Annotated in this window: 19 protein-coding genes; 5 read left to right on the forward strand and 14 right to left on the reverse strand. The window is 65.9% G+C overall.

Annotated features, from left to right (window positions below; genetic code table 11):
- Positions 1-57: 57 nt before the first annotated feature.
- From LH19_RS05605 to LH19_RS05615, 3 genes are read right to left on the reverse strand one after another with little or no spacing between them, the layout of a single operon-like run.
- The gene (locus LH19_RS05605; RefSeq protein ID WP_234716092.1) at positions 58-1,095 is read right to left on the reverse strand and encodes a copper resistance protein B; all 1,038 of its coding nucleotides are present in this window, start codon (positions 1,093-1,095) and stop codon (positions 58-60) included.
- Positions 1,092-2,777: a copper resistance system multicopper oxidase gene (locus LH19_RS05610; RefSeq protein WP_054725652.1), complete on the reverse strand. Its 1,686-nt coding sequence runs from the start codon at positions 2,775-2,777 to the stop codon at positions 1,092-1,094. The genes LH19_RS05605 and LH19_RS05610 overlap by 4 nt, the downstream gene beginning before the upstream one ends.
- Positions 2,774-3,511 carry a MauE/DoxX family redox-associated membrane protein gene (locus LH19_RS05615; protein ID WP_201258346.1) on the reverse strand — a complete coding sequence of 246 codons (738 nt, stop codon included), beginning with the start codon at positions 3,509-3,511 and terminating at the stop codon, positions 2,774-2,776. The genes LH19_RS05610 and LH19_RS05615 overlap by 4 nt, the downstream gene beginning before the upstream one ends.
- 41 nt (positions 3,512-3,552) lie before the next feature.
- Here LH19_RS05615 and LH19_RS05620 point away from each other — a divergent pair, with 41 nt between their 5' ends.
- Entirely contained in the window at positions 3,553-3,954 is a 402-nt protein-coding gene (locus LH19_RS05620; RefSeq protein WP_054725660.1) for a MerR family transcriptional regulator, read from the forward strand.
- Between the two features lie 196 nt (positions 3,955-4,150).
- Here the strand turns inward: LH19_RS05620 and ychF are convergent, their stop codons facing one another.
- Positions 4,151-5,248 (reverse strand): redox-regulated ATPase YchF, encoded by a 1,098-nt coding sequence (ychF, locus tag LH19_RS05625; protein ID WP_054725661.1) that lies wholly within the window; start codon positions 5,246-5,248, stop codon positions 4,151-4,153.
- 126 nt (positions 5,249-5,374) lie between these two features.
- Between ychF and LH19_RS05630 the strand changes: the two genes are divergently transcribed.
- Entirely contained in the window at positions 5,375-6,040 is a 666-nt protein-coding gene (locus LH19_RS05630) for a CAP domain-containing protein (protein ID WP_054725664.1), read from the forward strand.
- 47 nt (positions 6,041-6,087) lie between these two features.
- Here the strand turns inward: LH19_RS05630 and LH19_RS05635 are convergent, their stop codons facing one another.
- The 10 genes from LH19_RS05635 to LH19_RS05680 form a co-directional block, all read right to left on the reverse strand.
- Complete coding sequence (locus LH19_RS05635) at positions 6,088-7,962, reverse strand: PhoX family protein (RefSeq protein WP_054725668.1); 1,875 nt, start codon at positions 7,960-7,962, stop codon at positions 6,088-6,090.
- A 145-nt stretch (positions 7,963-8,107) separates the two neighbouring features.
- A complete protein-coding gene (locus LH19_RS05640) occupies positions 8,108-9,100 on the reverse strand; it encodes an SDR family oxidoreductase (protein WP_054725671.1) in 993 nt (330 codons plus the stop codon).
- A 55-nt stretch (positions 9,101-9,155) separates the two neighbouring features.
- A complete protein-coding gene (locus tag LH19_RS05645) occupies positions 9,156-9,566 on the reverse strand; it encodes a GNAT family acetyltransferase (protein ID WP_054725674.1) in 411 nt (136 codons plus the stop codon).
- Positions 9,563-10,132, reverse strand: coding sequence for an aminoacyl-tRNA hydrolase (gene pth / locus LH19_RS05650; protein ID WP_054725677.1), 570 nt, complete (start codon positions 10,130-10,132; stop codon positions 9,563-9,565). The genes LH19_RS05645 and pth overlap by 4 nt, the downstream gene beginning before the upstream one ends.
- 66 nt (positions 10,133-10,198) lie before the next feature.
- On the reverse strand, positions 10,199-10,840 hold the full coding sequence (locus LH19_RS05655; RefSeq protein WP_054725680.1) for a 50S ribosomal protein L25/general stress protein Ctc: 642 nt from the start codon (positions 10,838-10,840) through the stop codon (positions 10,199-10,201).
- 110 nt (positions 10,841-10,950) lie between these two features.
- Positions 10,951-11,850, reverse strand: coding sequence for a TraB/GumN family protein (locus LH19_RS05660; RefSeq protein ID WP_054725683.1), 900 nt, complete (start codon positions 11,848-11,850; stop codon positions 10,951-10,953).
- The gene (locus tag LH19_RS05665) at positions 11,847-12,773 is read right to left on the reverse strand and encodes a TraB/GumN family protein (protein ID WP_054725686.1); all 927 of its coding nucleotides are present in this window, start codon (positions 12,771-12,773) and stop codon (positions 11,847-11,849) included. The genes LH19_RS05660 and LH19_RS05665 overlap by 4 nt, the downstream gene beginning before the upstream one ends.
- A gap of 64 nt (positions 12,774-12,837) precedes the next feature.
- Complete coding sequence (locus LH19_RS05670) at positions 12,838-13,461, reverse strand: hypothetical protein (RefSeq protein WP_234716093.1); 624 nt, start codon at positions 13,459-13,461, stop codon at positions 12,838-12,840.
- Entirely contained in the window at positions 13,451-13,666 is a 216-nt protein-coding gene (locus tag LH19_RS05675) for a helix-turn-helix transcriptional regulator (RefSeq protein ID WP_054725688.1), read from the reverse strand. Before LH19_RS05675 ends, LH19_RS05670 begins: the two co-directional genes overlap by 11 nt.
- Positions 13,667-13,850: 184 nt before the next feature.
- Complete coding sequence (locus LH19_RS05680) at positions 13,851-14,162, reverse strand: UrcA family protein (protein WP_054725693.1); 312 nt, start codon at positions 14,160-14,162, stop codon at positions 13,851-13,853.
- 273 nt (positions 14,163-14,435) lie between these two features.
- Here LH19_RS05680 and LH19_RS05685 point away from each other — a divergent pair, with 273 nt between their 5' ends.
- The 3 genes from LH19_RS05685 (at position 14,436) to ppdK (ending at position 20,366) form a co-directional block, all read left to right on the forward strand.
- Positions 14,436-15,317 (forward strand): glycine--tRNA ligase subunit alpha, encoded by an 882-nt coding sequence (locus LH19_RS05685; RefSeq protein WP_054733067.1) that lies wholly within the window; start codon positions 14,436-14,438, stop codon positions 15,315-15,317.
- Entirely contained in the window at positions 15,314-17,593 is a 2,280-nt protein-coding gene (glyS, locus tag LH19_RS05690; RefSeq protein WP_054733069.1) for a glycine--tRNA ligase subunit beta, read from the forward strand. The genes LH19_RS05685 and glyS overlap by 4 nt, the downstream gene beginning before the upstream one ends.
- Positions 17,594-17,705: 112 nt before the next feature.
- Positions 17,706-20,366, forward strand: a complete 2,661-nt coding sequence (gene ppdK, locus LH19_RS05695; RefSeq protein ID WP_054725696.1) for a pyruvate, phosphate dikinase — start codon at positions 17,706-17,708, stop codon at positions 20,364-20,366.
- Positions 20,367-20,386: the final 20 nt, after the last annotated feature.

Raw genomic sequence — 20,386 nt, forward strand, 5'->3', positions numbered from 1 at the left:
TGGAGATGCGAATCGATGGCTTTCGCTAGACGAGCCGAAAGTTACATCAATGCGTCGTCAGAACCAGAAACGAATGCCCGCAACAAACGCCGGGCGCGATACGTTGTCGCCTGCCGCGCGCGCCAGCCGCGCCGTCTTGCCGAGCTTGCGCTCCCACGCGAAGCCGACATAGGGTGCGAATTCGCGGGCGATTTCGTAGCGCAGCCGGACGCCGAGCTCGACGTTCGAAAAGCCGCCGCCGATGCCGCGCTCGGCGACATCCTGAAACGCCGCCTCGACTTCGGCCATCGGTTGCACGATCAGCCGCTGGGTGATGCGCTGGTCATAGCTGCCCTCAAGGCGCGCGGTGACGTCGCCCTTGTCGGACAGGAACAGCGCGCCTTCGACGTCGAACCAATAGGGTGCGAGGCCTTCGAAGCCGAGCACGGCGTGCGTCGGCGACGGGCCCGGGCCGAAATCCTGCCGCACCCCGGCCTGCACATCGAAATAGGGCCCGACCGCATGGCTCCACAGCGCCTGAACCTCGGCGTCTTCCAGCCGGCCGCCGAAATCGCCTTCGCCTTCGGATTTGATCGCCAGCTTGTCGATATCGCCGCCGAAGCGCGCTTCGGCATCCCAGACATAGCTGTCGCCGCCCTTGCCGATGCGCGCTTCGGCCATGTCGACCATGACCTGCGAAATCGTGCTGCCGCCATGTTCGGCATAAAGCCGCGCGCGCGCGGCCGCCATGGCGTCGGCGCCGAAGATTGCATCTGCGGCGCCGACGCGCGGCGCGGGCGGGGGAGGGGCGTTACCCGCGCCGGGGGTGGGGGGTGTTTCGGGGAGCGTGCAATGACCCATCGCAGCATGTTCCGCGGTGCAGGCGGGCGGGGGCGGCGCAGGCTCCGGCATCGTACAATGCCCCATCGCCGCATGTTCGGGCGTGCAGGAAGGCGTTGGCGGCGGGGGCGGTGGCGGCGGCGCCTTGGGCTCGGGCAGGGTGCAATGCCCCATCGCGGCGTGCTCGGGCGAACAGGCGGGCGCGGCAGGTTCGGGCGCCGGCATCTCGTGATGCTGGTGCTGCGCGGCAAGGAGGAGCAGGGCGAGCAGGCTCATGCCGCTTCCCCCGCCGGCCGGACCGTCACCACCTGCATCATCCCGGCGTGCATGTGGTAGAGCAGGTGACAGTGGAATGCCCAGTCGCCCGGCGCATCGGCGGTGAGGTCGAACGTCACCTTGCCGCCCGGCTGGACGTTGACGGTATGTTTGCGCGGCGCATGGTCGCCCTTGCCGGTCACCAGTTCGAAGAAATGACCGTGCAGGTGGATGGGATGCGTCATCATCGTGTCGTTGACCAATGTCACGCGGACGCGTTCGCCCTCGGTAAAGGGGATCGGCGCCTTGACCTCGTTCATCTTCACCCCGTCGAACGCCCACATATAGCGCTCCATATTGCCGGTGAGGTGAATCTGCAGCTGCCGCGACGGCGTGCGCGTGTCGGGATTGCGGTCGAGCGCGACGAGGTCGCGATAGGTGAGCACGTCGGGTTCGCCGTCCAGGCCCTGTCCGGGATCGCCGGTGCGGTCGACGGGCATCGGCGAGATGCTCTGCACGGTCGGGGTGTCCTTGACCGCGGGGGCAAGGCTCATATCGCGCATGCTGTGCTTCATGGTTTCCCCGCCATGGCCCATCGCGCCATGATCCATGCCGCCCATCCCCATGTCCTGCATCGTCGCGAGCGGGCGCTGGCGCAGCGGCGGAACCGGCGCAGTCATCCCGGCGCGCGGTGCCAAGGTCGCGCGCGCCATGCCCGAGCGGTCGGAGCTTTCGGCGATCAGCGAATACGCCCCGTCGCCCGGCGTGACGACGACGTCATAGGTTTCGGCGACCGCGATCTGGAACTCGCCGACCTCGACCGGCCGTACATTGAGCCCGTCGGCCTGCACGACCTCCATCTTCAGCCCCGGGATACGGACGTTGAAGGTCGTCATCGCCGAGGCGTTGATGATCCGCAGCCGCACGCGCTCGCCGGGCCGGAACAGTCCGGTCCAGTTGTCATCGGGGCCGAGGCCGTTGACCAGATAGGTGTAGGCGGCGCCGGTGACATCGCTGATGTCGGTCGGGTCCATCCGCATCGCACCCCACGCCATGCGGTCCTTCAGCGGCTGGTCCTTGCCCGCGAGCAGCCCGGCCAGCGTCTGCTTTTGATGGTTGAAATAACCGCCCATCTGCTTGAGCTTCTTGAAGATGACGTGCGGATGAAGCGGGCTGTGATCCGACAGGACGATTACATGCTCGCGGTCGTAAGCGACCGGGTCGGTACCTGCGGGATCGATGACCAGCGGGCCGTAATGGCCCATCTGTTCCTGCAACCCCGAATGGCTGTGGTACCAATAGGTGCCCGACTGTTTGACCGGGAATTCGTAAGTGAAGGTCGCGCCCGGTGCGATGCCGGGGAAGCTGATGCCGGGGACGCCGTCCATGTGAAAGGGCAGGATCAGCCCGTGCCAGTGGATCGAGCTGTCTTCATCGGGCAGCGCGTTGGTGACGTGGATGCGCGCATCCGTGCCTTCCTTCAGCCGCACGAGCGGGCCGGGAATCGTGCCGTTGATCCCGATCGCATGGCTCGTCTTGCCGTCGACGGTCAGCATGCGGTGCGCGATCTTGAGGTGGATGTCGCTGCCGCCGACGGTCGGGAGGCCCGACGATATCGGCTGCGCCCAGGCGGGAAGCCACGGCACGAGCGCCGCGGCGCCGCCCGCGGCGAGGAGCGACCGCCGGTCGATAACCACGCTCACATCATCCTCCCGAGCATCCACAGCGCCATCGCGATCATCATCACATTCTCGGTCAGCGACACGAAACCCAGCGGCACCTTGCTGCTGCCGCCGACGCACGCGCATTTGATGTCGCGCTTGTCGATATAGACCGCCTTGAACACCGATACGGCGCCGATGCCGCCGATGAACAGCGCGACCGGGATCGACAGCCAGGGCAGCGCATGCGCGGTCATCAGCACGCCGGCAAGACCTTCGGCAAAGGGATAGATGCTCGCATAGGGCACCCAGCGCCGCGCGAGCAGGTCGTAATTGAGGAACATCGTTGCGAACCTGTCGACGTCCTGCAGCTTGAGCAGCGCGAGCACGACCATGCTGAACGAGATAAACCATTCGGCGGCGCGGATGGTCAGGACATGTCCCTCGACCGCGAAGCTCGCGGCGGACGCCATCAGTGCGGTCATCGCGAACAATGCGATCACGGGCGTGTAGCTGGTGGCGTCGGGGTCGGCGACCTTCAGCCCGAAATGGCGGCGCAAATCGTCGTGGCCGCCGATGCGCGCCCCGTCGATGAAGGTCTGCGGCGTCGTCCTGACGCCATGCTCGGCCTTGAACGCGTCGGTCTCTTCGCGGGTGGTCAGCCAGCGGTCGTCGACCGCGAAACCGCCGCTTTCGAGGAGGTGTTTCGACTTCAAGCCATAGGGGCAGATATGGCCGGGCATGACCATGCGATAGAGTGTTGCCTGTTTCGTCATCCACCCCATATAGCTTCCGTACCATGGTACGGAGTCAAGCGATGCAATTTACGATCGGCAAATTGGCGCAGGCCGGCGATGTCGGCGTCGAGACCGTCCGCTATTACCAGCGCCGCGGCCTGCTCGACACGCCGGCGCGCAGCGGCGGCGACGGCTGGGGCGGCGGGGTTCGCCGTTATGGCGACGACGACCTGCGCCGCCTGAAATTCATTCGCGCGGCGCAGGCGTCGGGATTCACGCTCGACGAGATTTCCGAACTGCTGGCGCTCGAAGCGAGCGACGATCGCGCCCGCGTGCGCAGCCTCGCGCGCCAGCGGATCGACGCGCTCGACGCCAAGATCGCCCAGATGACCGAAACCCGCGCCGCGCTCGCGCGCCTCGCCGACCAATGTGCGGCGAGCGAGAAGGGGCCGTGCCCGATCCTGGCGGCGTTCGAGCCGTGATATTTGGGCATCCGAAGGGACGGTTCCGGCCGGTAGTTGCCATTCCTTACTTCGTCATCCCCGCGAAAGCGGGGACCCAGGGCGTGCGTCAGCTTACCCCACACTGGGTCCCCGCTTTCGCGGGGATGACGAAGATTGGAGATGGCTGCTCTCCATCCCCAAAGCCGTCGCTGCGCTCCTCGCAATGACGAATTTATCAACTATGCAGGAAGTGCATCACGTCGCCGTCGTGGACGACATAGGCCTTGCCCTCGGCGCGTAGCTTGCCCGCCTCACGTGCCCGCGCTTCGCCGCCCAGCGTGACATAATCGTCATAGGCGATCGTCTCGGCGCGGATGAAGCCCTTCTGGAAATCGCTGTGGATTTCGCCCGCCGCCTCGGGCGCGGTGGCGCCGGTGTGGACGGTCCACGCGCGCGCTTCCTGCGGGCCGACGGTGAAGAAGGTGATCAGGTGGAGCAGTTCGTAGCCGGCGCGGATGACGCGGGCGAGACCGGTTTCGCTGAGCCCCATTTCGGAAAGGAATTCCATCCGGTCGGCCATGTCCATCGTCACCAGCTCGCTTTCGATCGCGGCTGAAACGACGACGGCCTGCGCACCCTCGCTTGCCGCCTTGGCGAACACCTTCTCCGAAAAGGCGTTGCCGTTCGCGGCGCTGCCCTCGTCGACGTTGCAGACATAGAGGACGGGCTTCGAGGTCAGCAGTTGCGCGGTGCGCAGGACGCGGGCTTCCTCGACATCCTTCGGTTCGACGAGCCGCGCGGGCTTGCCCTCGCGGAGCAGGTCGAGCGCCTGACCGAGCACCGAGGCGGCGATCTTCGCTTCCTTGTCGCCCTGCGCCGCCTTTTTGGCGAAGGCGGGAACGCGCTTCTCGAGGCTTTCGAGGTCGGCGAGCAACAGCTCGGTCTCGACCGTCTCGGCGTCGGCGACCGGGTCGACCTTGTTCTCGACATGCTGGATGTCGTCATCCTCGAAACAGCGCAGCACATGGACGATCGCATCGACCTCGCGGATGTTGCCGAGGAACTGGTTGCCGAGCCCTTCGCCCTTCGACGCGCCGCGGACGAGCCCGGCGATGTCGACAAAGGCAAGCTGCGTCGCGATGATCTTCTTGCTGCTCGCGATCGCCGCCAGTTTTTCGAGGCGCGCGTCGGGCACTGCGACATTGCCGATATTCGGTTCGATCGTGCAGAAAGGATAGTTGGCAGCCTGCGCCGCCGCCGTTTCGGTCAGCGCGTTGAACAGGGTGGACTTGCCGACATTGGGCAGCCCGACGATCCCGCATTTGAAACCCATAAAAACTCCGTAGATCGGCAAGAGGCCGGTGTTGCAGCGCCCCTAGCGCCAAGTGCGCCCCGGCGCCAGCCTTCCGCGCTCAATATGGTTGTGGCGCGTTCAGCCTCGCGCCTTTATCGCCATAGCATGATCAGATCGTCCCGATGGATCGCCGCGGCGCTGCTGCTGGCGCTCGGCGCGGCCGGCGCCGCGGCCGCACCCAGCCGTTTCGAGGACGACGTGCTCGCCGAACTCAACTATTTTCGCGAGGATCCCGCGGGCTATGCCGACGTCCTGCGCAGCTATCGCCCGCGCTTCGACGGCAAGATATTGATCGCTGAAGAAGGCGGCGAGATCGACATCATGACCAACGAAGGTGTGGCGGCGGTCGACGAGGCGATCCGCGACCTTCGCCACCAGAAGCCCTTGCCGCGGCTCGCGCAGAGCGACCTGCTCGCGCGCGCTGCTGCCAGCCATGTCGCCGACCAGTCGCGGTCGGGCGCGGTCGGCCATTATACAAAGGGGCGCGGTCCGGGCGAACGGATGAAGGCGCTCGGCGGCGGGCCCTATGTCAACGAGGTGATCACCTATGGCCACCACAGTCCCGAAGGCGTGATCCAGCAATTGCTGATCGACGACGGGGTACCCGATCGCGGCCATCGCCACAGCCTGCTCCGGCCGACGCATCGTTATGCCGGCATCGCGTGCGGCCGGCACCCGGTGCACCGGACGATGTGCGTGACCCTGATGTCGCAGACGCTTGACGGATCGGCCCCGCCGCCGCCGAAAAGGCCTGCGGCGAAAGCCGAATAAGCGAAGGATGGGGCCGGCCTCGCGATGCGAAGCCGGCCCCGGTCCGGTCAGTTGCCGACCGGCTGGCTGTCGGTGCGCCGCACCACGACGGTCGATGAGCGCGGCTCTTCGCCCGCGATCGGCCAGTCGCCCGTCGGATGCTGGATGTTCACGAAGAAGGTCGTGAGATCGGGGGTATAGGCGAGGCCGGTGATCTCGCAGCCGACGGGGCCGACGAGGAAGCGCTTCGACTTCTTCGTCGTCTGGTCGACATAGAACATGGCATTGTGGCCGAACGCCTGATCGATCGTCGTGCCCGCGACGCCCGAATTGCCCGGGACGCTATGGTCGGTCTGCACCCACAGGCGGCCCTGCGGGTCGATCCGCAGCCCGTCGGGGCTGGAGAAGGTGTCGCCGTCGATATTGCCGACGAGGTTGCTGCCCCCCGATGCCAGCGCCGGATCGCCGGCCAGCAGGAAGATTTCCCAGCTGAACTTCGTCGCCAGCGGCGAATCGCCTTCCTCGCGGAACTTGACGATATGGCCGTGGAGGTTGGTCACGCGCGGATTGGCGGCGTCGGTGACCTTGCGGCCGCTGTTGTTGGTCAGCGTCACGAACACGGCCTTGTTGTCGGGAGCGACGGTCAGCCATTCGGGGCGGTCCATCACGGTGCCCCCGGCGACGCGCGCTGCCGCCTGGCAGTTGATCAGCACGTCGGCCTGGTTGTTGAAATCGACCGTCACCGGCGTCGGCGGCGTCGTGTTCTGGCTGACGTTGCCGGGGTCCGACGCGCCTGCGACCAGGCCGTTCTCACCGACGACAAGCGCGCGCCATTCGCCCGATCCGTCGGCGTTGAAGCGCGCGACATAGAGCGTACCATAGTCGAGCAGATCGGTGTTCGCCGCCCGGTTTGCGTCGCTGTACGCACGTTCGGGGATGAATTTATAGATGCAGCCCGGCGTCGTATCGTCGCCCATATAGAAAGCGACGCGGCGGTCGCTGTTCGCCATGAAGGCGACATTCTCGTGGTTGAAGCGGCCCATCGCGGTGCGCTTCGTCGGCTGCGCCAGTTCGCGCAGCGGATCGATCTCGACCACCCAGCCATAATTGGTCGCGGGCTGCGTCGGATCGAAATAATTGTTCATCGTCTCTTCGCACGTCAGATAGGTGTTCCACGGCGTGCGGCCGCTCGAACAGTTGTTGAGCATGCCCTTGATCGTGCCCGACAGCAGGCCCGCGGCGGGGCCGCCGGCGCGATAGCTGCTGTTGCCGGTGTAACGCTTGTTGTAGGTCGATCCCGCCTTGACGGCCCATTTGCCGTCGCTGCCCTTCGCCACTTCGACGACGCCGATGCCGACCGCCGACAATGCGAGCGCCTTTTGCTCGGGCGTCGCGGTGGCGGCGTCATAGGCATCCGCCATCAGGATGTTGAAGTCGGGATATTCGTAATTCATCGCCAGCAGGCCGCCGACATTGGGATCGACGCCCGAAAGCGCGAAATATTCCATCCCGTCGTGGTTGCCGCCGGCCCATTTTTCGGCAACCGCCGGGGTCGGGTAGCTGCCCGCATAGGCGGTGCCGCTCTCGATCGAATCGCCGGCTTTCAGGAGGACGTCGACGCTGTAACCCTCGGGCACGGTGACGGTGTCGTTCTGGTTCGCCGCGACCGACGCGAAGCTGACCGTATAGCTCGGCGGCGGGGTGGGGGTCGGCGTCGGTGTCGGGGTGGGCGTCGGCGGGACCGTGACCGGCGGTTCGCTGCCATCGCTGTCGCAGCCCGCCAGCACGGCGGCGGGAATCACCGACAGGCCAAACAGGCCCTGGCGGAGGATCGAACGGCGCGACGGATTTTCGGCGACGATCGCCTCGAGGCTGCCGCTGCTGCCGAGATCGGCGGTTTCGCGGCGATAAGGCGCGCGCGCCTCGTCGGTAAGATGTGACATGCAGATCCCCTGTTTTCGGTGGGCCCCGGGGCCTGACTGGTCCCGGTGGAGCCCCCCGATTGCAGAGGCAGGTGTCAGGAGCATTGCTCCGGCATGTCGGGACGATGCGACTTCAGTGACGATCCTGTGACAGGAGCCGCTCCGCTCAGTCGTGCACCGCCTTGATCAGCGGTCCCAGCGGCGATCCGCCGAGCCAGGCAAGCTGAACCTCCGACGCGACCTTGTTGATCGCTTCCTGCGGCTTGGCACCGGGATGCACCGCGCGGCGGAGCGGGCGCGTGCCGGCCGGCATCGCCATGATCTCGGCGATCGCGCGCGGCACATCGGAGGGATCGGCGCTGCGCCCGCTGCCGTCTTCCTCGCCCATGCCCTTGGTGAAAGGCTCATAGGCGGCGAGCAGCGCGGCATCGCTGCGGCCTTTCAGCGCCCCGGTATAGACGTTCCGGTTCTGCCACACGCGCGTCGGATAGCCGCCGGGCTGGATGATCGTCACCTCGATGCCGTGCGGAACGAGTTCATAGGCAAGCTGCTCGGACAGCGCCTCGACCGCGAATTTGGTCGCGGAATAATGACCGCCGCCGGGCACGATGACCCGCCCGAGCTGCGACGAGATGTTGAAGATCTGGCCGCTTTTCGCCGCCCGCATCTGCGGCAGGAGCGCGCGAAGCATGCGCTGGATACCGAGGACGTTGGTGTCGAAGATCAGCTTCGTCGCCTCCATATCCTGCACCTCGACGGGGCCGGTGATGCCGATCCCGGCATTGTTGATCAGCGTGTCGATGCGCCCGCCGGCGAGGTCGAGCGCCTTCGCGGTGCCCGCGGCGACCGATGCGTCGTCGGTCACGTCGATCTCGACGATGTGCAGGTCCAGACCGTCTTTGGCAGCCTCGGCCGCCAGCGTCTCGGCCTCCGGACGCGGGATGCCGCGCATCGTCGCGATCACCCTGGCGCCCGCCCGCGCATAGAGCAGCGCACCGACGCGGCCGAAACCGCTCGATGCACCGGTGATCAGCACGGTGCGTCCTTTCAGCGACGGCGCATCGGGGACGGCGGCATGAAGGAGGGCGGGGGCGGCGGCGGTGAGGGCGGCGGCGCCGGCGATCAGCTCGCGGCGGCTGGGGCGGGAAGGCTCGGTCATGACGGGTTCCTTTCGGGCCTATCATGCCTCACTTTCGCGAGCGCTCCAAATCGCCTCAGGCCAGCCAGCGCGCGAAGACGTGCACCTGCTGCCGCTCCCAGCCAAGATGCTCGTACAGGCCCGCCGCGGGATTGCCCTCGCGCAGCATCAGTTCGACCTTCGGGCAACCGCGCTGGCGCAGCCAGTCACACGCGGCATCGAGCAACTGCCGCGCCATGCCGCAACCCTGCCGGTCGGGCGCGACGCCGAGATAATAGATCCAGCCGCGATGCCCGTCGAAACCGGTCATCGCCGTGCCGACGATCCGGCGGTCCTCTTCGGCGACGATCACCGTCGCCGCGTCATGACCCAGCGCACGCCGGAAATCGGCGACGGGGTCGTTCCACGGGCGCGTGAGCCCGCACGCTTCCCAGACCGCCACCACCGCGTCGCAATCGCCCGGCGTCGCGGCGCGGATGCCGATCATCCCTGCAGCCGCAACGCAAGATCGCTGGCGAAGCGCACATCGTCGCCGTCGGCAAGCCATTTTGCCTCGGCGGCGATCGCGCCGAGCAGGTCGATCAGCGGTTCCGTCTCACTCTTGTGATAATTGCCGAGGACGTGGCCGGTGACGCGGTCCTTGTGCCCCGGATGGCCGATGCCGATGCGCACCCGGCGGAAATCCTCGCCGATATGCTGGATCATGCTGCGGATGCCATTATGGCCCGCCGCGCCGCCGCCGCGCTTCACCTTGACCTGCATCGGCACAAGGTCGAGCTCGTCGTAAAAGACCGTCACGTCCTGCGGCGTCAATTTATAGAAATCGAGCGCGGCGCGCACGCTGCGGCCGCTTTCGTTCATGAAGGTAGCGGGTTTGAGCAGCAGGATGCGCTGCGATCCGATGCGGCCTTCCTGGACCCAGCCCTGGAATTTCTTCGCGGGCGCCGGGAAGTCGTAGAAATCGGCGATGACATCGGCGGCCATGAAGCCGACATTGTGACGGTGCATCGCATATTGGGGCCCGGGATTGCCGAGGCCGACCCAGAGCTGCATGGTGGTGCCTTTCCCGGGTCTGGTGGAAACGCCCCTCCCGCGCGGGGAGGGGCGATCCTGAAAAGCTTAGGCTTCTTCGCCGCCTTCGGCCGCTTCGCCTTCGCCGTCATCCTTCGTCGTGTCGCCGTCGCTCGACTTGAGCGCCGACGGGGCGACGATGGTGGCGATGGTGAAGTCGCGGTCGGTGATCGCGCTCGCCACGCCCGTGGGCAGGGTGACGTTGCTGATGTGGATCGAATCGCCGACGTCGAAGCCCGTGACGTCGATCGCGATCTCGTCGGGGATCTTGTCGGCGTCGCAGACGAGTTCCAGCTCGTGGCGAACGATGTTCAGCACGCCGCCGCGCTTCAGGCCCGGCGAGGCTTCTTCGTTCTGGAACGAGACGGGCACCGCAACCTGGACCGTGGCGTCCTTCGCGATGCGCAGGAAGTCGGCGTGGATCGGGCGATCCTTGACCGGGTGGAAAGCGACGTCCTTGGGCAGGGTACGGATGGTCTTGCCGCCCACGTCGATCATCACGACCGAGTTCATGAAGTGACCCGTCATCAGCTGCTTCATCAGCAGCTTTTCTTCGACGTGGATCATCAGGGGTTCTTCCTTGCCGCCATAGACAACGGCGGGGACGCGGCCATTACGACGCAGGTCACGCGAGGCTCCCTTGCCTCCGCGTTCGCGCGTCTCGGCCGTCAGCGTCAGCTGATCGCTCATCATATTTCTCCGAGAAACAGTTACACAGTTCCGCCACGCCTCCAGGGATGACCATGACGGAAGCCGGGGCGCTTAGCGGGGAAGCGGCGGAAATGCAAGCGGCACGCGGCCTATTGCACGCGCTTCACTTCCAGCCCCTCGGCGCCGAGCATCGCGGGAACGCCGTCGGTGCCGACCAGATGGCCGGCGCCGACCGCCATCAACACCGTGCCGGGGCGGTCCAGCCGCTTTTTCACCCACGCGCTCCAGCGCCGGTTGCGGTCGGTCAGGATCGCCTGGCGCGCCGCGGGGACCGCATCGACATCCTCGTTGATCACCTTTTCGAGCGCCGCGAGATCGCCGCGCGCCCATGATGCGGTCAGCGCCCGGACGTCCTCGACGGCCTTGTCCGTCCCCTTGACGGCGCGGGTGAGCAGCGTCCGCTGCGTTTGCGGGTCGAGCGTTTCGAACAGGTTCAGTTGCCCGTGCGCCGTTTCGAGGCCGCCGATCGGCTTGCCCGCCGCTGCGAATTGCGCGGTGAGACGCGATTCGACTCCGCGCGATGGATCGAATTCGGCATTCTGCGTCACGCGCTGGCCCATCAGGACCATGACTGCCCAGTCGTCGAGCGTATCGCCGCCGAAATCGCCGCCCGTCGCCTCGAGTGCGCGATATCGCGCCAGCGCTTCCGGTGACAGCCGCTTGTCCATCGGCAGCGGCGCGGATCGAGGCGCCAGCGTCCGGAACACTTCCCCGGCCGCCGACAGTTCCTGCGGCGACAGCTCGAGCACCAGTTCGTCGGCCGCATCGGCGACGTCGGCGATCTTGCCGGCGTCCCACTTGGTTCCGGCGGGCAGGGCGTGCATCGTGCCGAGCATATAGATGCGCGTATCGTCATCCTCGACCAGCCACATCGCGGGCCGGGCGGGCGTTTCGGGTACAGCGGCGCCGCAACCGGCGAGCAGCCACGGCAAGAGGACCGCCGCGAGGCGGCGGCCCCAAGGCCGGAAAGGAAGCGTGTCGGGCCTCAATATTCGATCCGCTCGGCGGTCAGTCCGCGTTCCTTCAGAAAATCCTGCACGCTATGCTCGCCTGCGAGATGGCCCGCGCCGACGGCGACGAAGACGGTGCCGGGTTGGTCCATTCGCGCCTTGAGCTGGTCGGCCCAGCGCTGATTACGGTCGAACAGCAACACCTTGGCAAGTTCGGGGGTCGCGGCCATGCTTTCGTTCATCGCGACCGCCAGCGCCTCGGTGTCGCCCTTGCCCCACAGCACCACCGTCTTGTCGAGCGTCGGGCCGAGCTTGTCGATGTCCTTGACCACCGAATTGAGGAAAGCGAGTTGCTGCTTTTCGGGCAGGCCGTCGAAAAAGCCGAGCTGCTGATCGACCGTCTCGAGCCCCGACACCGGCTTGGCTGCAGCCTTCGCAGCGGCCGTGAGCTGTTTTTCGGCACCTTGTTCGGGATCGTAACCTAGCTGGGCGAGCGGCGCGATCGACAGCGTCATCGCGGCGAACCACGGCTCGAACCTGTCGAACTGCGCCACCGGGATGCCGAGGCCGGTCATCGCCGCCTGATAGGCCTTGAGCTCGGCGGGGCTGAGGCGCGACGAGATCGTTTTGCCGCTCTGGTCGAGCGCGAGCGGGATCATCTTTTGCGCCATCTCCGCCGGGTCTTCGGGCAGCACGATTTCGAGCATCAACTGGTCGGACCTGTCGAAGGCGCGCTTTACCGCGTCGTCGAACCAGCCGAGGCCCGGCTTCAGCACATGGACGGTGCCGAAGAGATAGATGGTCGTGTCTTCGTCCTTCACGACCCACAGCGCGGGGTCGACGTCGGTCACTGCCGCCGAGGATTCGGCAGCGCGCGCCACATTGTGCCCGGGCGCCAGCGCGCATTGCGCGAAGGGGATGACGGCGCAGGAGATCGCGAGCGTCTTCAGCCATTTCTTCATGGGGAATTGCCTTTCATTTTCGGCCGTTATGGCCGGGGCCGTGCGGGCAGGGAAGGTGTAATATTCAGCGGAACTTGAGCCAGAAATAGACCGCGGCATTGACCAGCAGCGCGGCGAGAAACAGCAGCATCGCATCGACCGGCGGCACCAGCCCGGCGCGGTGCAGCACCCACCATGCGGGGGCCGGAATGATGAAGGCGTAATAGCCGGCGAGTCCCGCGCGCCAATAGGCCTGCCGCTCGTGATCGTCGATCGACCGTTCGTAGAGCGGGATCAGGACCGCCAGGCCGCCCGCCCACAAGAGCGCCAGCGCGATGGCGATCGCTGGCGACAAGGCGCCGTTGCCGAACAGCGGATCGCCGGGATTGCTTGTCCCGCTGCGATCGAGGATCCCCGACAACACGCCGATCGTCGCGGCGACGGCGAGGCAGGTCCAGTAGAGCCGCTTGCGTTTCGACCAACCTTCCCAGAATTTGCCGACCCGCCGCAGGTAAAGGGCCATCGCGGCTATCCCGGCGAGCAGGGCCAGTCCGGCGCCGACGGCGGCCGGCGGCGCGCTCTCGCCGGCTTCGCGCATCGCGTCGAGATATCCGGCCGCGAGGCCCATCAGGAATATCGTGACGAACACGATGACGACCGGCCAGATCAGGCTGGGGCGTTTGCGCTTTCCGGCGGGATCAGATGTCATGGCTGCTTCCTTCGGAACCATCGTCGAAAATCTCCTCGATCGGCATCGCGAACAGTCGTGCCAGCTTGAAAGCAAGCGGCAACGACGGGTCATATTTCCCTGTTTCGATTGCGTTTACTGCCTGCCGCGAGACGTCGAGCCGGTCGGCGAGTTCGGCCTGGCTCCAGTTCCGCATCGCGCGCAGCACTTTCAGCTTGTTGTTCATTCGGCGCCTCGCCAGCCTTCGCGTCGGGTTTGTTCCGGCATGGGCAAAATCCGGCGGAGTGCAACGGAAAGTTTCGCCAAGAGACTGGAGCGCTGCCGTGTAATGCGGCGCTCCAGCTCAGGTCGCCGGCCGTTACCGGGGAGTACCGGCCGGAGCGAAAGTGCGAAACCTGCCATGCCGGCGATCAGCGCGCGGCGAGCCGGATGCCGCGGTCGGCCTCGGCAACCGCCCGTTCGGCCTGCGCTCTGGCGCCGTTGGTCGCGGCCGCGATGCATTCGGTGCGTAGCGCGAGTTCGGCCGTGCCGCGCAGATCGCTGCGGCAGAGGCGGCGCGCGGCGCTTACGATCCGCGCTTCGAGCGTTTGCCGGTCGCTTGCCAGAGCGAGGTCCAGATCGCCGATATGGACATATTCGCTCGCGCTGTAGCTGGCGGGAGTTGCGACTGCGGGAGCGCCCAAGGCGAGCGAAATTGCGAGGATCGCGGCGCGGGTAATCATGAGATCATTTCCTTTTCTGTCACGTTGGTCGCGTTCACCTGTCTTTGTGTCAGGTTTCCATGACTATATGTCGTGATTCGCTGACTATGTCAACAACACCTGACAAAAAGCCGTGCAACCGTGACATGGCTGGGCGTTTTCGAGGTGAACGGCAACGTCACGCGCCTTGACCCTGCGGCCCTGCTGCGCCAAGGGCGGCGGCAATTGTTGCACCTGCGAAAGAGCGGATTCGTGGCCGACCAGGCGGAAAAGAAATCCCTGAGCTTCCAGGACATGATCCTGACCCTGCACGCCTATTGGGCGGCGCGTGGCTGCGCGATATTGCAGCCCTATGACATGCGCGTCGGGGCGGGGACGTTTCACCCCGCGACGACCTTGCGCAGCCTTGGCCCCGAGCCGTGGAACGTCGCCTATGTCCAGCCGAGCCGCCGCCCGACCGACGGCCGCTATGGCGAAAACCCCAACCGGCTCCAGCATTATTACCAGTATCAGGTCATCCTGAAGCCGTCGCCCGCCGACCTGCAGGAGCAATATCTGGGCTCGCTCGCCGCGATCGGCATCGACCCGCTGCTGCACGACATCCGCTTCGTCGAGGACGACTGGGAATCGCCGACCCTCGGCGCATGGGGGCTGGGCTGGGAAGTCTGGTGCGACGGCATGGAAGTTACCCAGTTCACCTATTTCCAGCAGATGGGCGGCTTCGACTGCAAGCCCGTTGCGGGCGAGCTCACTTACGGCCTCGAACGCCTCGCCATGTATATCCAGAATGTCGACAATGTTTACGACCTGCGCTTCTCCGACGCGGTCGGCGACGTCGCGGCGGTGAGCTATGGCGACGTGTTCCTTGAGAATGAGCGCCAGTTCTCGAAATGGAATTTCGAGGTCGCCGACACCGACATCTTGTTCGCGGGGTTCAAGGCCGCCGAGGAAGAGTGCAAGCGCGCGATCGCGGCAAACGTCCCGCTCGCCGCCTATGATCAGGCGATCGAGGCGAGCCACCTGTTCAACCTGCTGCAGGCGCGCGGCGTGATCAGCGTGCAGGAACGCGCCAATTACATGGCGCGCGTCCGCGACCTCGCGAAGGGAAGCTGCAAGGCGTGGATCGACAGCCAGTCCGAACGCTGGACCGCCAAATATCCGGGGTGGACGCTGTGACCGACTTTCTTCTCGAATTGCGCAGCGAGGAAATCCCGGCGCGGATGCAGGCCGGCGCGCGCGCCGAACTTGAGAAATTGTTCCGCGCGCAGCTCGGCGCCGCGGGCCTCGAAGCGGGCGAACTCACCATCTGGTCGACGCCGCGCCGCCTGGCGCTGATCGCGCGCGACCTTCCGCAAGCGACCGCCGCGGTCAGCGAAGAGCTCAAGGGCCCGCGCAGCAGTGCGCCGCCGCAGGCGCTCGAGGGTTTCCTGCGCAAGACCGGGCTGACGCAGGATCAGCTCGAGGACCGCGACGGCGTGTATTTCGCGGTGATCGACAAGCCCGGCCGCGCGACGGCCGAGGTGCTCGCCGAGGCGATCCCGGCGATTATCCGCAGCTTTTCCTGGCCGAAGTCGATGCGCTGGGGCAAGCAAAGCGCGAGCAGCGAAAGCCTGCGCTGGGTCCGCCCGCTGCCGGGCATCGTCGCAATCTTCGGCGAAGATCTGGTTGCGTGTGAAGTTAGCGGGATTTCCGCGGGCTTCGCGACGCGCGGCCACCGCTTCCATTGCCCGGGCGAGATCACCATCGGCTCGGCGGCCGACTATGCCGACAAGCTCCGCGCCTGCCACGTCATCGTCGACCATGAAGAACGCCAGAACATCGTCCGTGACGGCGCCGCCAAGGCTGCGGCCGACGCCGGGCTGACGCTCGTCGAGGACGAGGGGCTGGTGATCGAGAACGCCGGGCTCACCGAATGGCCGGTGCCCTTGCTCGGCCGCTTCGACGAAGCGTTCCTCGAAGTGCCGCCCGAGGTCATCCAGCTCACCGCGCGTGTGAACCAGAAATATTTCGTCGTGAACGGCGCGGACGGAAAGCTCGCGAACGGCTTCGTCTGCACCGCGAACATCGATGCGGTCGACGGCGGCGCGGAGATCGTCGCGGGCAACCGCAAGGTGCTGGCGGCGCGCCTGTCCGACGCGCGCTTTTTCTGGGAACAGGACCAGAAGAAGACGCTCGCGCAGCATGCCGAAAAGCTCGCGAACATCACCTTCCACGAAAAGCTCGGCACCGTCGCCGACAAGGTCGAGCGCGTCGCAAAGCTCGCCGAATGGCTGGCGAGCGAAGGCATCGTCCCGAACTGCGACCCTGCGCTCGCGCGGCAGGCGGCCGAACTGGCGAAAGCCGACCTCGTCACCGAAATGGTCGGCGAGTTCCCTGAATTGCAGGGCTTGATGGGCGGCTATTACGCCCGCGCCGAAGGCCTGCCCGATGCGGTAGCCGACGCGATCCGCGACCATTACAAACCGGTCGGGCAGGGCGATGACGTGCCGACGGCGCCGGTGACGGTGGCTGTGGCGCTGGCGGATAAGCTGGATACGTTATGCGTGTTCTTCTTTATCGGCGAAAAGCCAACGGGCTCGAAAGATCCGTTCGCCCTCCGGCGCGCGGTTTTGGGCATCATTTCGCTGATCGTCAAAAACAGTCTTCGTACCGATTTGTTTGACCTTGTTCAGATGCCTTATGGTCATTTGCTTGACGCGATAAAGCGGCGTCTTGAAAGCTCGATCGAGCAGCTGGAAGAACAGTACAAGATTTGGAACTCAGCTGAATGGGTGACTTTCAAAGACGGAACCACCTACGCCCGGATTGCCCCTCATTCTGCCCCGTCGGAAAATGAAGAATACTGGCCGTCTTCAGACCAAGCTCAACACATAGATTTCGTCGATAGGCGAGAATATGTTTACGGCTTGCTCGACTTCTTCGCTGACCGCCTCAAAGTCCAACAACGCGAAGCCGGTGTCCGTCACGACCTGATCGACGCGGTGTTCGCGCTCGGCGGCGAGGATGACCTTGTCCGCCTGCTCGCGCGCGTGAAGGCTTTGCAGTTTTTCATGGCGACTGAGGACGGCACTAACTTGCTCGCGGGTTACAAGCGCGCGGCGAATATCCTGAAGCAGGCGGATATTACCGTCGCCCCCGCGAAGGCGGGGGCCGCTGGCGGTAGTGCACCCCACACAACGGCCCCCGCCTTCGCGGGGGCGACGGATGTGGATAACGCCCTTCTCGCCGCCCTCGACACCGCCGAACCCGCGGCCTCCGCCGCGATCGCTGAAGAACGCTTCACCGACGCCATGGCCGCGCTTGCCAGCCTGCGCGCGCCGATCGACGCCTTTTTCGAGGGCGTGATGGTCAACGATCCCGACGAGGCGGTGCGTGCGTATCGCCTCGGCCTGCTCGCGCGATTTACCGGCGCGGTGCATGGCGTCGCGGATTTCTCGAAGATCGAGGGCTGACGCGGCCGTTATGTGCCGCAGCTTATAACGAACGAAGTAATTCTGAATCGACCAATTGGCTTTGCATACCTACCCAGCCGCAACCTCCTCCCCGGGGCAGCAGGAGCATGACATGACGAAGATGGTGCATTTGTTCGGCGGTCCGGCCACGACAGCCGAACGCTCGAAGGAATTGCTCGGCGGCAAGGGATCGAACCTTGCCGAAATGGCCTCGATCGGCCTCCCGGTTCCGCCGGGCTTTACGATCACCACCGACGTCTGCACCGCTTATTATGCCAATGGCGAACAATTCCCGGCCGGGCTGGTCGAGGATGTCGCCGCCGGCATCGCGCATATCGAGGGCATTACCGGCAAGAAATTCGGCGACGCCGCCGATCCGCTGCTCGTCTCGGTCCGTTCGGGCGCGCGCGTGTCGATGCCCGGCATGATGGACACCGTCCTCAACCTCGGGCTCAACGACCGCACCGTCGTCGGCCTCTCCGAAGCGTCGGGCGACCCGCGCTTTGCATGGGACAGCTATCGCCGCTTCGTCCAGATGTACGCCGACGTCGTCATGGGGCTCGACCATGCCGAGTTCGAGGAGGCGCTGGAAGTCGCCAAGGAAGACAAGGGCTTCTACCTCGACACGGAGATGTCGGCCGAAGACTGGCAGGCGCTGGTCAAGGAATATCAGGCGATCGTCGAACGCGAAACCGGCGCACCCTTCCCGCAGGAACCCAACGACCAGCTTTGGGGCGCTGTCGGCGCCGTCTTCGCGAGCTGGGAAAGCGACCGCGCCAAAGTCTATCGCCGCCTCAACAGCATCCCCGGCGAATGGGGCACTGCGGTCAATGTGCAGGCGATGGTGTTCGGCAACATGGGCGACACCTCGGCGACCGGCGTGGCATTCACGCGTGACCCCGCGACCGGCGAGCGCGCCTGGTACGGCGAATGGCTGATCAATGCGCAGGGCGAGGACGTCGTCGCGGGCATCCGCACGCCGCAATATCTGACCAGGATCGCGCGCGAAAAGGCAGGCGCCAAGCCGCTGTCGATGGAAGAGGCGATGCCCGAGACCTTCACGGAGCTCGGCCGCGTCTTCGACACGCTCGAAACCCACTACCGCGACATGCAGGACATCGAGTTCACCGTCGAACGCGGGACCTTGTGGATGCTCCAGACGCGCTCGGGCAAGCGTACCGCCAAGGCGGCGCTGAAGATTGCGGTCGACATGGCGGCGGAAGGTCTGATCACCGAGGAAGAGGCTGTCGGCCGCGTCGATCCGGGCGCTCTCGACCAGCTTCTCCACCCAACGCTCGATCCCAAGGCTCCGCGCGACGTGCTGACCAAGGGGCTCCCGGCGAGCCCCGGCGCCGCATCGGGCAAGATCATGTTCGACGCCGACAGCGCCGAAAAGGCGGCCGGCATGGGCGAGGCGGTGATCCTCGTCCGCGTCGAAACCAGCCCCGAGGACATCCACGGCATGCACGCCGCCAAGGGCATCCTGACCGCGCGCGGCGGGATGACCAGCCACGCCGCGGTCGTCGCGCGCGGCATGGGCCGCCCTTGCGTCTCGGGTGCCGGTGGGCTCAGCATCGACGGCAATGCCCGCGTGCTGCGGGTCGCCGGACGCGAATTGCGCGAAGGCGACATCCTGACGCTCGATGGTTCGACTGGCGAAGTGATGGCTGGCGAGGTTCCGACCCTGCTCCCCGAGCTCGTCGGCGATTTCGGCACGCTGATGGAATGGGCCGACAAGGTGCGCCGGATGAAGGTGCGTACCAACGCTGAAACCCCGGCCGATGCACAGGTCGCACGCGATTTCGGTGCCGAGGGCATCGGTCTCTGCCGCACCGAGCATATGTTCTTCGACGCGGCGCGGATCACCGCGGTGCGCGAGATGATTCTCGCCGAAAACGAGGACGGCCGCCGCGCGGCGCTCGCCAAGCTGCTCCCCGAACAGCGCGGCGACTTTGCTGCGATCTTCGGCGTGATGGCCGGCCTGCCGGTCACCATCCGCCTGCTCGACCCGCCGCTCCACGAATTCCTGCCGACGCGCGAGGAGGATTTCGCCGTCGTGGCAGAGGCCGCGGGGGTCGGGATCGAGGCGCTGAAGGCGCGCGCCAACGAGCTGCACGAGTTCAACCCGATGCTTGGCCATCGCGGCTGCCGTCTCGGCGTCACCTACCCCGAAATCTACGAGATGCAGGCACGCGCTATCTTCGAGGCGGCGTGCGACGTCGCCGCCGAAACCGGCGCCGCGCCGATCCCCGAGGTGATGATCCCCTTGGTGGCGACGCGCCGCGAGTTCGACCTGATGAAGGCGGTCGTCGACGCGCAGGCCAAGGCGGTCTTCGCCGAAAAGGGCCGCGAGATAGCCTATCTGGTCGGCACGATGATCGAACTGCCGCGCGCCGCGCTGATGGCGGGCGAGATCGCCGAGACGGCGGAGTTCTTCAGCTTCGGCACGAACGATCTCACGCAGACGACGATCGGCATCAGCCGCGACGACGCGGGGCGCTTCCTGACGCAATATGTCGACAAGGGCATTTTCCTGACCGACCCGTTCGTCAGCCTCGACGTCGAGGGCGTGGGTCAGCTGATCGAGATTGCCGCCGACCGCGGCCGCGCCACGCGGCCGGACGTCAAGCTCGGCATCTGCGGCGAGCATGGCGGCGACGCGCCGAGCATCCATTTCTGCGAAAAGACCGGCCTCGACTATGTCAGCGCCTCGCCTTACCGTGTGCCCATCGCGCGTCTGGCGGCAGCACAGGCGGCGCTGAAGGCAAAATAACATCGTCACCCCGGCGAAGG

The organism is Sphingopyxis macrogoltabida (assembly GCF_001314325.1).
GTDB lineage: Bacteria > Pseudomonadota > Alphaproteobacteria > Sphingomonadales > Sphingomonadaceae > Sphingopyxis > Sphingopyxis macrogoltabida.